Raw genomic sequence first — 13942 nt, forward strand, 5'->3', positions numbered from 1 at the left:
AATGCTTGATGCTAAATATATTAAAGATAATTTACAACAAGTTGCCAAAAAGCTTGCAACTAGAGGTTATCAGTTTGATATAGCTGAATTTGAAGCCCAAGATCAAAAAAGAAAATATCTACAAGAAAGAACTCAGGATCTACAATCACAACGCAATACTATTTCAAAAGAAATAGGTCAAAGAAAAGCTAAAGGTGAAGATACTAGTGACATCTTTACTAGAGTTAATCAAATTAATGAAGAACTAAAGGTTATTGAAAAAGAGCTTAAAGAGCTACAAGACTCTATAAATCAAACGCTACTATCAATGCCAAATCTTCCTGCTGATGATGTACCAGTTGGCAAATATGAGAATGATAATATAGAAATAAGAAGATGGGGAACACCACGTGAGTTTCATCCAGAAGCTAAAGCAAAAGATCATGCTGATATTGGTAAAATCCTTAATATGATTGATTTTAAATCCGCAGCTAAAATTACTGGCAGTCGCTTTATGGTACTGAAAAATAAGATCGCTAAACTACATCGTTCCCTATCACAATTTATGCTTGATATGCATACAGAAAAACATGGTTACGAAGAGTTATATGTGCCATATTTAGTTAATAATGATAGTTTATTCGGTACTGGACAGTTACCAAAATTTGCTGCTGATCTTTTTAAGCTTGAAGGAGATTTTGAATATAGCTTAATACCTACAGCAGAGGTCCCAATCACTAATATAATAAGGGATGAAATTTTAGATACAGAATCTTTACCTAGATACTATACAGCGCATACGCCTTGCTTTAGAAGTGAAGCTGGCTCATATGGGCGTGATACTAAAGGTATAATTCGTCAGCATCAGTTTGAAAAGGTAGAATTAGTACATATAACTACCGCAGATAAAGGTGAAAAGTCTCTAGAGTTACTCACATCACATGCTGAAAAAGTCTTACAAAAACTTAATCTACCATATAGAGTCATGAAGTTATGTACTGGTGATATAGGCTTTAGTGCTAAAAAGACTTATGACTTAGAAGTATGGCTACCATCGCAAAATACCTACAGAGAAATATCTTCGTGTAGTTGGTGCGGTGACTTCCAAGCACGCCGTATGAAAGCTCGACATAAAAATTCAAGCATGAAAAAGCCTGAGCTTGTACATACTCTAAATGGTTCTGGTTTGGCAGTTGGTAGAACACTTTTGGCAGTTATTGAAAACTATCAGCAGGAGGATGGTTCTATCATGGTTCCTGATGCTCTTATCAACTATATGGGCGGAATTTCAGTTATTAAATAAATCGCTAAATTTGTTATTTTTATTTATTATTAAGAGTAGTAAATATTATTAGCGAATAATGCTAAAATCTTTATACCTAGTTTTATTGACAAAAGAGTAATTTATGTATTTAGCTGGTATAGAAGCTGGTGGTACCAAATTTTTTACAACTATTGGTAATACCAACGGTAATGTGATAGAGTGTCATCGTACAGACACAACCACTCCAAACGAAACGATGTCTGAGGTTATTAAGGTTCTAAAAGATTATCAAAAGAAATATGATATTAAAGCTATAGGCTTGGCATGCTTTGGACCTATTGATATTAATCCCAGCTCGAAAACTTATGGTCATATCATAAACACTCCAAAAATAGCATGGCAAAATTTTGATATTGTCAGTGCTGTGAAGTCAACCTACTCATGTCCAATTGGATTTAATACAGATGTAAATGCAGCAGCAATCTGTGAACAACTATGGGGCTGTGCTCAAGATATCAGCAATTTTATTTACCTTACCATTGGTACAGGTGTTGGTGGTGGGATTATTTGTAATAACCAGCTAATTCAAGGAGCAATGCATCCAGAAATTGGTCATTTATTAATACCACAAAACCTGCAAGATAACTTTGAAGGTTGTTGTCCCTTTCATGGTAATTGTGTTGAGGGATTAGCATCTGGTACAGCAATTAATAGGCGCTGGAATGTTAACTCATCTAGTATATTACCAGATGATCATATCGCATGGCAGTTTGAGGCAGAGTATTTAGCAACAGCATTAGTTAACTATATATGCTCATTCTCTCCTGAGAGGATTATTCTCGGTGGTGGTGTAATGCATAAGACAATCTTATTTGATATGATTCGCAAAAATGTTACCAAATACCTAAATAAATACCTTGATTACATTGCGTTAAAAGATATGACTAAATTTATAGTTCCTGCATCATTTGGTGATAACACTGGTGTAAAAGGATCTCTTGCTCTTGCATTAGAAACTTTTAATAACTCCAAAGCAAAGTAATATAGTATAAATTATTCTTATATTATCTATGCTTTACTGTTAAAATTTTTTTAGACACAATTAAATACTAACATAAATTGATAAAAAAAATATTTTCTAATCATATTTTATCTAAATCTTTACAGACTATGATGTTACAAGCAGTAGGTCAAGGATGTGCCTTTATTACTGCTATTCTTTTAGCTCGACATCTAACTATTAGTGATTATGGTTTTTATATTTTTGGTGTTACAGCTGCAACTATTTTAGCTGTGATCGCGACAATGGGTGGTGGTGGTATCTTAGCACGCACTTGGGGTAAATCAGATTTAGTCGATAAATTTCAAAGAAACAAAGAAACTTTTTTGGTTCATAATTGGTATTTCAAAAGAGGTTTCACTATAGTAATTATAATAATTGCTATAATAATCTTTTATAATCACTCCAGATGTCATGATAACTCGATAGAGAACTTTGCACTACTATTCACCGTGCCATTTTTTATGGCGAATATACTTCAATCTTTCTTTGTTGCCAGAAGAGTAGTCATCCTTGCTAACCTACTTCAACTTGGTCTGAGAATTATTATGCTCTTTTTGACCGTAGTTTTTGCGTTTTTGTACATAAAAAATACAGCCATTCTTATTGGTACGATGATGATTATCATGACAATATATACGACATCTATATGGCTTATTCAAACATCAAAATATACTTTTGCTAGCTCAAAACCGATTGGTAGCAACATATCATTTGCTCTAATGCAGTGGGGCTTATTGTTACTATCGCAAATAGACATTATAATCTTAAAAGTATTATCAACACCAGCAAATATTGCTCTCTACGGTGTTGCACTACAACTTGGTGCCTTAATTAGCTTTGTATTAAATGCAGTTAATTCAAATGTATTATCACAAATTGCCGATGATTATAAAAATTGCTCTAGAGAAGAGTTTCAAAATAAAATAACTTCTTATACTAGAATTATATTTATACTTTCAATATTTGCTATTCTATGGCTTATTATTTGTGGTTATCCAATTACTTTAATGTATGGTAAAAAATATATCGTATCGTATTTTATCTTTTGCATATTAATGGTTGGACAAATAATAAATGTTATCTCTGGTTGTGTTGCTACAATTCTTAATATGGTAGGATATGAAAAAAACACATGTTTTGCTTTCTATATCGCTCTAGTTATTAATATAGTGCTAGGAGTAATTTTTACGCTTTATTGGGGCGTATATGGTCTTGCAGTTGCCTCAAGCTTATCAATGATATATTGGAATATTCATCTACTTTACAAAGTAATTACACAAATAAAAATAAATCCAACTATATTTATCTTTAGGTAAGTTATTTTCTAAACTGTAGTGCTATTACTTTTAGCAGCATTATTGAGAGTTTTTGAAACATTATTAACAGCTTGATTAACTGTTTCTTTAGCAGCTTTTATAGGCTTGATCCTCATATTTGCTACTAAAAGTAAAGTTCCTACAAGCATCAGAAAAATCACAAGAGGCATATTTATATTTTCTATGATTATTTTAAGGAATTTTTTCATATAGCTATCACCATAATGTTTTACTTAGCTAGAATGTGTTATCACCATCACCATCATCATCAAAGTCTTGTTTAAAACTCTGTGCTTTATCTTGGGTATTATTTGCTATTTTTTCTAATGCATATTCACTTTGATCTGTTTGCTTTGTTAGCTCAGCTTGAGCAACTTTGGCTTTATTGGATACCGTATTAGCAGCTTGTGAAGCATCTTTCTCAATGTCTTTTGAAGTTTGAGCTATTTTTTTAGAAACTTGAGATGTCGTTTTTATATTAGTTTGTACCTGCTTGACATTTTGACTTAATTTCATACCTATTTGGTATGAATCTTTTTGTGTGATTAAATTAGTTAATTCCTCATTAGCAAATACTGTCGATATAGACAAACCTATAGTCGCAATTAATGTTAAAGCTAATCTTTTCATTCATAAATCTCCTTTTACTTTTTTTATCTTCAGGCCCATTCTAGATATTAAACAACCATACCATGGGATGCTTCATTTATATCTATTATTTCTTGATTTGTTTTACAGCTTTATCAGATTTCTCTATATTTGCTTTAGCACCTTCAGACTCAATGCCATTCAATGTTTTTGCAGTCTGAGATTGAGTCTGTGTTATATTCACATCACTATTAACAACCTATGATGGCACACCCATAGTAGTAGGTTGAGATGTTGCGCTACACAATAATGGCACTACCAATAAACTTATTGTGATTAATTAATAAAGATTATTTGTTTTGCATACTTCCCCTTAAGCTTTATTTGGATAATATAGAAATTACCATAAAACTTATAAATTTACTATATTTTAGGACTGAGTTTAGCTAGTTTTAAGAAGTTTATGTTTGATTATGCTATAATCTAGGCAATACTAAAATTAAAAAATATCTAAATGCTTTCAGAAGCTTCAAAAGAAGATAAAAAAGTAGCTAGAAAATGGCTGAAACAAATCTCTTATCCTGCTAAAGGATTGGTTAAGCTAACTGTACTTGTAGCTTTTTTAAGTGGCTTGCTATTAATCGGACAATTATATTTATTAGCTCATATATCCTATGATGCATATCTACAAAATTCGACACAAACCCAATTTATTATTTATTTTGTTCTAATTATCCTTATAGTCTTAATGAGAGCTAGTCTTAGTTGGATTAGAGAAATTGTAAGTTATAAAGCGGCTATAATAGTTAAGAAACAAATTCGTGAAGATATTTTGGCTCATGTAAATCAACTTGGTCCAATTGAGCTAAATAAAACTTCTAATGCGAATATAATTACAAGTGTGATGGAACAAGTTGAAGGCTTAACAGGTTTCTTGACTAAATTTTTACCTCAAGTAACTCTATCTGGATTAATGCCTTTAGCCATATTAGTATTCATATTCCCACAAAGTATAGTCTGTGGAATACTTCTATTGATATGTGCGCCACTTATTCCACTTTTTATGGTACTAGTTGGTTTAGGTGCTGAATCTGAGAGCCAAAAGCATTTCAAGGCACTTGCTAGAATGAGTCTAACTTTTCTAGATACGCTCAAAGGCCTAACTACACTTAAGCTTTTTGATAAAAGTAAAAGCCATATTCAAACTATTTTTCTAGCTTCTGATAATTATAGAATTAGAACTATGAAAGTACTTAAAATTGCTTTTTTATCATCAGCAATTTTAGAATTTTTTGCCGCAGCTTCTATTGCATTGGTAGCAGTATATCTTGGCATAGGCTTTATAAATACAAGCGTAGATAATAATATCTGGTGGTCACTGGATAATATTACTTTGCAGGGCGGTTTATTTATACTACTACTTGCTCCAGAATTTTTTATGCCATTGCGTGAACTTAGCACACATTATCATGCAAAAGCTGAAGCTGTTGGCGCTGCTCTAGAAATTACTAAGATATTTAAAATGCAACCTTCTCATCAAGCTAGAGATAAAATATTTACTGATAAAATCAATAATATCAAAATTAAAAATTTAACTGTTAAATATGCTGAAAAGATAGCTCTTGATAATATTTCTCTAGAAATCAAGGATAAAGAAAAAATAGCTATAGTTGGCACTAGTGGCTCTGGTAAAACAACTCTAATAAACACTCTACTTGGTTTTATAAAATATCATGGCAATATTCTAATTAACAATAATAACGAACTAAAGGATCTCGAAGAAAAATCTTGGCTAATGAACATCTCTTGGTTAGGACAAAACTCCTCGCTATTCAAAGGAACAATAAAAAGTAATTTACTATTAGCAAACAACGATGCTAGTGATGAAGAAATTACCGCAGCTATAACAAATGCTGATCTTAAAGAGTTTATTGAATCTTTAAACAATGGTTTAGCTACAGAAATTGGTGAACAAAATATTGGTTTATCAGGTGGTCAAGCACAAAGATTAGCTCTAGCTCGAGCGTATCTCAAGCCACATGATGTTCTTATCCTTGATGAGCCTACAGCAAGTCTTGATAAAAATAGCGAAGAAAAAATTATCGAATCACTTAAAGCAAACTGGGACAATAAAACTGTTATCATGTTAACTCATAAACTAAGCTTTTTAGATTGTGTGGATAGAATTGTAGTTTTAGCAGATGGAAAAATAATTGAAATAGGAGAATTTAAAGAATTAATTAGTAATCAAAATAGTGAATTCTATAATTTCTATAGAAACGAGGTAACAGCATGAGAAATTTAATCCCTTTTATAAAACTGTTTAAAAATCAAACTCAATGGATGCTTTTAGGTACTCTACTTGCATGGTCAGCGATACTTATGGGAATTGGGCTAATGTCATTATCTGGCTGGTTTATCTCATATACTGGATATTTAGCAACAACTACTTATGCTATAGCTACTTCATTTAATTATTTTTATCCTTCTGCTGGAGTACGATCTTTTTCTCTTGGTAGAATTCTAAGTAGATATGGTGAAAGAATACTAACACATGAAGCAACTTTTAGAATAATTACAGATATTCGTGTTTGGTTCTACAAAAAGCTTGAACCTCTTGTACCATCTCACTTATACAAATACAAAAGTGGTGATTTACTTACACGCCTAGTTAATGATATAGGTGCTTTAGATAATCTATATATTCGTATAATCTCTCCAACAATTGTATTTATCTTAGCTAGTATAGCTATAGCTTTGCTGTTTAGTTTTTTTAGTTTCAGGTTGGCTTTATTAACACTATTATCTTTACTATTAATAGGCTTTATTATACCTTTAATTAGTAGCTTTATGGCTCTAAAAAAAACCCAAGATCTTAATCATACTAGTGCTGAACTAAAAACTAACATTACAGAACATGTAAACTCTCTAACTGAACTAAAAATCTTTGATTTAGAAAGTAAGCATTTTGAGAATATTAAACAACAAAACTCTAAATTATTAAAGCAAGAAGAAAAAATTAGTATTATTAGTGGCTTTGGTAGTGCATTAATTACTTTAGCACTGGGTTTAACTGTTGTTATGGTTACAATCTTTGCAGTTAACCTAACTCAAAATGGCTATATTAGTGGTGCATTTATAGCGTTAATATTTCTTGCAATAATGGCAATGTCTGAATCAATTATGCCTTTGCCATTAGCATACCAATATCTTGGTAAAACACTTTCTGCTTCAAAGCGGATTTTGAACATCACAGATGCTAAAGCAGATATTGATTATCCAGTAAATTCCAATATACAGTTAGATAACTATAATATTAATTTTAATAGAGTTGATTTTGGATATAACTCAGAGCAATCTGTGCTTAAAGATTTTTGTTTAGAAATCAAACAGAATGAAAAGGTTGCCATTTTTGCACCCACAGGAAAAGGTAAATCTACTATCATTAATCTTTTAGCTAGATTTTGGGATGTCAATAGTGGTGAAATAACTATTGGCAGTAAAAACATTAAAGAATTTAGTGAGCATCAACTTAGAAATCTAATGACCGTGATAAACCAATCTCCACATATTTTTAATACGACTATCAAGGAAAATCTAATTATTGCTAAAGATAATGCTTCTGAGGATCAACTTATTAAAGCTTTAGAAAAAGTTAAGCTGAGAAAGTATGTTGAATCACTTCCAAAAGGGCTTAATACATGGACTGGTGAGCTTGGTAGACAACTATCAGGCGGTCAACAAAAGTGTTTAGCTTTAGCTCGTGCATTCTTACAACATAAACCTATACTTATATTAGATGAACCTACAGAAGGACTAGATAAAGAGACTGAAAGATTAGTTTTTGAAAATCTAATTGAACTTATGCACAGTAAAACGGTTATTTTTATAACTCATAATGCTAAGCTTTTAGATAAATTTGATAGAGTTATTAAATTATAAACTAAGTTCTCAATTCTTGTTTTAATCTATCAATATCTAAGATAATCACAATCCAAGTTACAGGCACAACTCATAAGGCACTAAGTTGTAACTAGTAAGTATGATAAATCAACTATCTGTGACGCCAGCTACTCCTTTTAAGCTAATTAACATAATTAACAGCATAAAAACTTGCTAACTAAACTAAGCTCTATGCCTAAATTGTGCCATATAATATTGTTGCTAATAATAAATAGCTGTACCATCTAAGTTAAAAATTTCCATACTAACTAACCTTATAATGTCATGATAAAAATATAGCTTATATTAGTATCTTAAGTAAACTCTTTGGATATAATTTAGCAAAATATCTTCAACTGAATTAGTTTGAAATTAAAAAAAATAAAACTGAGTAATTTTCTACTCAGTAATTGCTATTACTTCTATTTCAACTCTCACATCATTTGGTAACCTTGCAACTTCAACACATGAACGAGCTGGAAAATTACCATAAAAAAATGAACTATAAACCTCATCAATTATCTTAAACTCAGTCATATCTTTGATAAATATAGTTGCTTTTACTACTTTATCTAAATTAGAGCCTGCTGCCTCTAAAACTGCCTTTATATTTTGCATAACTTGGGTTGTTTGTTCCTTGATACACTCTCCAGAGATTGTACCATCAGGCTTAAGTCCTATTTGTCCAGAAGTGTAAACAAGATTACCAATTTTTATAGCCTGCTCATATGAGCCTATAGCCTGTGGCGCACTAGTAGTATTAATTTTGATTTTTTGCATTAGATATCCCTCGCTAGTTTATAAGTTGGATCTATTTCTTCAAAAACACAGTACGGACCTGCATTTTAAGTATTTTAAGACAATCTTCACTTAGATATTTAAATGTAACTTTTTTACCTAAGTCTAAATATCTCTTAGTAATATCATCGATTGCTTGAGCTCCAGAAATATCCATAATTCTAGAGCTAACAAAATCTAAAATAATATTACCTTGATCATAATTTACATCAAACAAACTTTTAAATGAAGGTGTTGGACCAAAGAATAGTGGTCTAAAAAACTCGTAAACTTTTGTATCTTGATCTTCTCTATGAGTACGGCTATAAACTTATGAACTTTTCCAAGCAAAAACTAAAGTTGAAATTATCACTCCAAAGATAACTGTAATTGCTAAATCTGAAAATACTGTAATAACAGTAACTGCGACCAGACCACTTTATCAGCATTAGGCATATAACGGATACAGTTGACACTCTACTATTCAAAAGTATTAATACATAACATAAACATAATACCTGCTAATACCACATTATATAAGAAATATACTCAGGTAATACGACAACAAATAACATCAGCAATATAACAGCTATTAATGAAAATAAGCATCTCCGCCCACCATTGGTAAAATTAATGATAAATTGACCAATCATCGTACAGCTAGCCATACCAAAGAAACTACAAACAATATTACCTGTACATCGAGCAATACATTCTTTATTGACATTGCCGCGTTATCAATTTAATCTAAATTGAAAGAGTCAATAAAGATTCAATCAGCACAACTAAGGCAACAATTACAGCATATGCTAATACGATAAAAATAACTGTGCTATTATATAAAAACCTGGAAATGCTCCGGAAACACCTGCTAAATCACCAATATTCTTAGTTTAAAGCTTAAAAACCACTACTATCGCTGTGATAGTAATGCTTGCAACTAAACCTGAGAGAATTTTATCTGTAAATTTAGGTAAGAAATAAACAATTAGCATGATTAAATCAACTAGCGCATACATAGTAATTTCCTCACCATGAAACAATGGAATATGCGCTAAAGTAATAACAATTGCTAGACCATTAACAAATCCATACATTGCTGATTGTGGTATTAGACGGATTAACTTAACAAGACGTAATAACCAAATTATAACCTGTATAACACCAGCTATAATTGCACATAGTAAAATATATTGTAGGAAACCACTAAGTTTCCCAGATTCTGCAAATGAATTTAGCATTTCTGGAGAAAGTAATGCTTTAACTTAGATACCTAAGCTAACCAGTACAACAGCTACAGCTCATGTTGCACTAAAAATCCATCCCAGGTTTACAACCTATTAATGCTATGATCAAACCTAGTATAAAAGCTGTAATATATGTAGGTGAAACTCCTACGATAAATGAAAAATCAATGGCTTCAGTGATAAGAGTAACAGTCACTACAAAACCAGATAATACATCTAACTTAATATTTTTGCCAATTAAGTTTTCTTTATAATTTAACAAATTTATTTCCTAGTTTTTAGACTTTAATTTTAAGTCTTAAAGGTTTTCATAAGAGAAAATTGTATTGAAGTAGAATTAAATTTTATCTAGATAATCTAAATCGTATTCTTATATTTTTCAGACAAATAATTGACACAACAATCATAAAAATAAAAGTGGATAGATACTATTTTAAATATCAAAAAAAAAAAAAAAGCCTTTGCCTTTAAGAAGAATCTCTAGAATGATATTATAGATAATGGATTAACAGTAAAATACTACCGATCACTTGTGTCCACTCTGGCATACCATCTAAAGGAAAAATAAATCTATATTAATAATATCGATGGCAAGAAGAATAAAAATGTTATTTGCATTGCTAGTAGCTGAATATCAGCAATAGTTAAGAAAGTTATACACATAAAAGATTAGCAATAATAAAAGGAAATGTCGTAATTAGTAATAGTATAATACTGCATACAATAGTTATACCAAATATCACTTTATCAAAAATAATAATCAATTCCCTAACTGTTAGATCTGGACAGAGTGTAAATTTCTGTGTCATATAGCCGGACCTGCTGTTTGATAATGCTAGTTTGATAATGCTAGCACTTCGTTATTTGCTTGAATGTATTGACATCTGTCTTTTATATATATGGCTGTACCTTTAGACATATTTGCTGCTACTGCTTCAGAAGCTGAATACAAAATTTAATTTTAGTAAGATTATTTTTTTGACAGGCGCACCTTTACCTAGATTTAAACAAAAAAATCCACCACTACCTGTGAAAATATATATCTAATATCTGTACTGACATAATCAGTAATAATTTTTATAATGAGGTCTTAAATAAAAATAAACTAATTACAATATAATAACTACTACAATAGTTAATGTGGCCATAATTTTTGGTTTTAATAAGTATTTGTAACTTCTAATATACCGTTATATTAGAAATTATAAGGCAAATAAGTATAATAAATAAAAAAATCTTGCTATTTAACCATAAAAATAATTATAATTAATAAATTAAACTAACTTAAATTTAAAATGTTCAAAATAATTACTGCTACTGCCCTTACTCTTTGTAATATTAGTATAGCTACTGCTGATGTTATTAATATATACGCACATAGAGGATATAGACCTCTTGCTCCAGAAAACACTCTACCTGCTTACACTGAAGTAATGCGTATTGGTGTAGATGTTATTGATATGGATGTAAATATGACCAAAGATAAAGTTTTGGTTGTAACACATGATTTGACACTAAATCCTGACCTAACAAAAGATGAGAAAGGTAACTGGATAATAGAAAAAACTCCAATTAAAAACCTCACTTTAGCACAGTTAAAAAAATATACTGTTGGTTATCTAAAACCAGGCTCTGCAACCGCAAAGATGTATCCTAACCACATTGATATGGATAATGTTCATATACCAACACTAGAAGAAGTTATTAATTATATTAAAGCAAATGTTGGTAGCAAAATTCGCCTACAAATAGAAATAAAAACTAATCCATATGACCTTAAAGAAAGTTGGACAGCTCAAGAAATGGCTAAAGAATTAAATAAGGTTTTAGTCAAAACTTGGATGACTGATAATGTTGAAGTTCAATCTTTTGAATGGCAAGCTTTAGTAGATCTACAAAAACTAAACCCAAAAGTTAAAACAGCCTATCTAACAGATCGAACTACAGAACCAATGAATGCCGAACAAGCAAAACAAATGACGGATTACCAAAAATGGACTGCCCCTCTTGATCCCAAGGATTATAATTATAATTACCCACTGATGGTACATAAACTAGGTGGCACTTTCTGGGAACCTTATGAAAAAGACTTAACAAAGAAAGACCTTGATGAAGCTCATAAATTAGGTGTCAAAGTTGTAACATGGGGATGGACTGAAGCTGAAGGAACTGACTTTAACTATAAAATTGTCAACAAGTTAATTGATTGGAGAGTTGATGGTATTATAACTGATAGACCTGATATTCTAAGAGGTCTAGAAGCTGCAAAAGGATTAAATTTACCGCCTGCATATCCGAATGTATCATTTCCTAAAGAATATTAAAACAATTATCAAAAAAATCTCTTGTTTAAAAGCTTAATTTATATTGCTCAACATCAAAAATTAAACTAAACTACCCTACTAATAGTGTTTAACCTAGATTATAATTTTAATTATGAATTTCCTTAAACCTGCAAAATCTCTGCCTTTACTAGCTAAAGAGCAAATCCAAAAAGCTTATCCTTATTGGCGCTTAAGAATGTTTTTAATAGCTTATATCGGCTACTTTACCTACTATTTCGGGCGTAGCAGCTTTGATGTATCTAAACAATATATCGCAACCTTGACCCCAAATGAACTTGGACTAATTGGAGCTGGTTTAGGTATTGCTTATGGTATAAGTAAATTTCTTATGGGAAATATATCTGATAGAAGTAATGCTAAAGTATTTCTAGCAATTGGTTTATTTATAACGGGACTTATCAATTTACTTCTACCAAGCTTACTATCACTAGGTGTACTTATAATATTTATAGCTATGCTTATAAATGGTTGGGTTCAAGGTATGGGTTGGCCTGCTTGTGCACGCATTATTACACACTGGTTTTGTGTTAATGAGCGTGGTACTAAAATGGGTATATGGAATACTGCTCATAATGTTGGTGCAGGGTTTCTAGCTATTGCTATTGTGCCTATTGGATTATTACTATTTCATGGTGACTGGTATGGTCTTTTTTATGTTGCTGGAGCAATGTGTATTTTTGTATCAATGTTAGTATTAATATTTGGTGCAGATACCCCTCAATCAGTTGGTCTACCAGCGATAGAAGTATATAAAGGTTATACTACTGCCGAAACTCACTATGAACAAGAGTTTTCAGCTAAAGAAATATTTTTAAAATATGTTTTAAATAATAAGTGGATTTGGTTAATTGCTATAGCTAATGCTTTTGTTTATTGTGCTAGATATGGTCTTCTTAGCTGGTCGACTTATTATCTTGTTAATGTAAAGCATATGTCTACTACTACGGGGCTTTTAGGGTTTGCTCTATTTGAGTTACCAGCAATACCAGGAACTATCATTATCGGTTGGATCACAGATAAGTTCTTCGACAGTCGTAGAGCTCCTATGGGTGTTATCTGCATGCTTTTATTTATTTGTGCTTTATTTATATACTGGTATAGTGATAAAGCTTGGGTACTTTTACTTTCATTATCTGCTATGGGAGTACTTATATATGGTCCTGTAGCTTTAATAGGGATATTTGCCTTAGACCTTGTACCGAAAAAGGCTGGAGGTACAGCAGCTGGATTTACAGGATTATTTGGCTATTTTTTAGGTACAGTCGGAGCACAAGCGGTAATTGGTATCATAGCGACAATGCTAGGTTGGGATGCTGTATTTATATTTTTATTAGGATCTTGTATAATTGCTACAGCACTTTTAGCTATTTGTTGGAATCTTAGCTATAATGAAATTTACGAGAATTAAATAATACGATAGT

At 31.2% G+C, this 13942-nt stretch carries 10 protein-coding genes and 2 pseudogenes; 7 read left to right on the forward strand and 5 right to left on the reverse strand.

Annotated elements, in window-relative coordinates; translation table 11 throughout:
• The first annotated feature begins 1 nt into the window (after position 1).
• The 3 genes from serS (at position 2) to FSC845_RS05960 (ending at position 3622) form a co-directional block, all read left to right on the forward strand.
• Positions 2-1282 carry a serine--tRNA ligase gene (serS, locus tag FSC845_RS05950; RefSeq protein ID WP_064461124.1) on the forward strand — a complete coding sequence of 427 codons (1281 nt, stop codon included), beginning with the start codon at positions 2-4 and terminating at the stop codon, positions 1280-1282.
• A gap of 103 nt (positions 1283-1385) precedes the next feature.
• A complete protein-coding gene (locus tag FSC845_RS05955) occupies positions 1386-2285 on the forward strand; it encodes an ROK family protein (protein WP_064461125.1) in 900 nt (299 codons plus the stop codon).
• Between the two features lie 77 nt (positions 2286-2362).
• A complete protein-coding gene (locus tag FSC845_RS05960; protein ID WP_064461126.1) occupies positions 2363-3622 on the forward strand; it encodes a lipopolysaccharide biosynthesis protein in 1260 nt (419 codons plus the stop codon).
• An 8-nt stretch (positions 3623-3630) separates the two neighbouring features.
• Here the strand turns inward: FSC845_RS05960 and FSC845_RS05965 are convergent, their stop codons facing one another.
• Both FSC845_RS05965 and FSC845_RS05970 read right to left on the reverse strand, forming a co-directional pair.
• Positions 3631-3831: a hypothetical protein gene (locus FSC845_RS05965; RefSeq protein WP_064461127.1), complete on the reverse strand. Its 201-nt coding sequence runs from the start codon at positions 3829-3831 to the stop codon at positions 3631-3633.
• Between the two features lie 28 nt (positions 3832-3859).
• A complete protein-coding gene (locus FSC845_RS05970; RefSeq protein WP_064461128.1) occupies positions 3860-4252 on the reverse strand; it encodes a hypothetical protein in 393 nt (130 codons plus the stop codon).
• 472 nt (positions 4253-4724) lie between these two features.
• Here FSC845_RS05970 and cydD point away from each other — a divergent pair, with 472 nt between their 5' ends.
• Entirely contained in the window at positions 4725-6506 is a 1782-nt protein-coding gene (gene cydD, locus FSC845_RS05975; RefSeq protein ID WP_064461129.1) for a heme ABC transporter permease/ATP-binding protein CydD, read from the forward strand.
• Positions 6503-8152, forward strand: coding sequence for a heme ABC transporter ATP-binding protein/permease CydC (gene cydC / locus FSC845_RS05980; RefSeq protein WP_064461130.1), 1650 nt, complete (start codon positions 6503-6505; stop codon positions 8150-8152). Before cydD ends, cydC begins: the two co-directional genes overlap by 4 nt.
• A gap of 399 nt (positions 8153-8551) precedes the next feature.
• Here the strand turns inward: cydC and FSC845_RS05985 are convergent, their stop codons facing one another.
• From FSC845_RS05985 to FSC845_RS07550, 3 genes and pseudogenes are all read right to left on the reverse strand, one after another.
• Complete coding sequence (locus tag FSC845_RS05985) at positions 8552-8932, reverse strand: RidA family protein (protein WP_064461131.1); 381 nt, start codon at positions 8930-8932, stop codon at positions 8552-8554.
• Positions 8932-10438, reverse strand: a pseudogene (locus tag FSC845_RS05990) (SulP family inorganic anion transporter). The gene FSC845_RS05985 and the pseudogene FSC845_RS05990 overlap by 1 nt, the downstream one beginning before the upstream one ends.
• Positions 10439-10533: 95 nt before the next feature.
• Positions 10534-11013, reverse strand: a pseudogene (locus FSC845_RS07550) (hypothetical protein); the annotation flags it as partial.
• A gap of 458 nt (positions 11014-11471) precedes the next feature.
• On the opposite strand from FSC845_RS07550, the gene FSC845_RS05995 reads away from it, so the two are divergent.
• A complete protein-coding gene (locus tag FSC845_RS05995; RefSeq protein WP_064461132.1) occupies positions 11472-12500 on the forward strand; it encodes a glycerophosphodiester phosphodiesterase in 1029 nt (342 codons plus the stop codon).
• 112 nt (positions 12501-12612) lie between these two features.
• Complete coding sequence (locus FSC845_RS06000; RefSeq protein ID WP_064461133.1) at positions 12613-13929, forward strand: MFS transporter; 1317 nt, start codon at positions 12613-12615, stop codon at positions 13927-13929.
• The last annotated feature ends 13 nt before the right edge of the window (positions 13930-13942 follow it).

The organism is Francisella persica ATCC VR-331 (genome assembly GCF_001653955.1).
Lineage (GTDB): Bacteria > Pseudomonadota > Gammaproteobacteria > Francisellales > Francisellaceae > Francisella > Francisella persica.

What these genes read in the sequence shown, in the direction of transcription:
- cydD (WP_064461129.1), top strand. Translation starts at nt 4,725, where the DNA reads ATGCTTTCAGAAGCTTCAAAAGAAGATAAAAAAGTAGCTAGAAAATGG.
- FSC845_RS05970 (WP_064461128.1), bottom strand. Translation starts at nt 4,252, where the DNA reads ATGAAAAGATTAGCTTTAACATTAATTGCGACTATAGGTTTGTCTATA.
- cydC (WP_064461130.1), top strand. Translation starts at nt 6,503, where the DNA reads ATGAGAAATTTAATCCCTTTTATAAAACTGTTTAAAAATCAAACTCAA.
- serS (WP_064461124.1), top strand. Translation starts at nt 2, where the DNA reads ATGCTTGATGCTAAATATATTAAAGATAATTTACAACAAGTTGCCAAA.
- FSC845_RS05965 (WP_064461127.1), bottom strand. Translation starts at nt 3,831, where the DNA reads ATGAAAAAATTCCTTAAAATAATCATAGAAAATATAAATATGCCTCTT.
- FSC845_RS05955 (WP_064461125.1), top strand. Translation starts at nt 1,386, where the DNA reads ATGTATTTAGCTGGTATAGAAGCTGGTGGTACCAAATTTTTTACAACT.
- FSC845_RS05995 (WP_064461132.1), top strand. Translation starts at nt 11,472, where the DNA reads ATGTTCAAAATAATTACTGCTACTGCCCTTACTCTTTGTAATATTAGT.
- FSC845_RS06000 (WP_064461133.1), top strand. Translation starts at nt 12,613, where the DNA reads ATGAATTTCCTTAAACCTGCAAAATCTCTGCCTTTACTAGCTAAAGAG.
- FSC845_RS05985 (WP_064461131.1), bottom strand. Translation starts at nt 8,932, where the DNA reads ATGCAAAAAATCAAAATTAATACTACTAGTGCGCCACAGGCTATAGGC.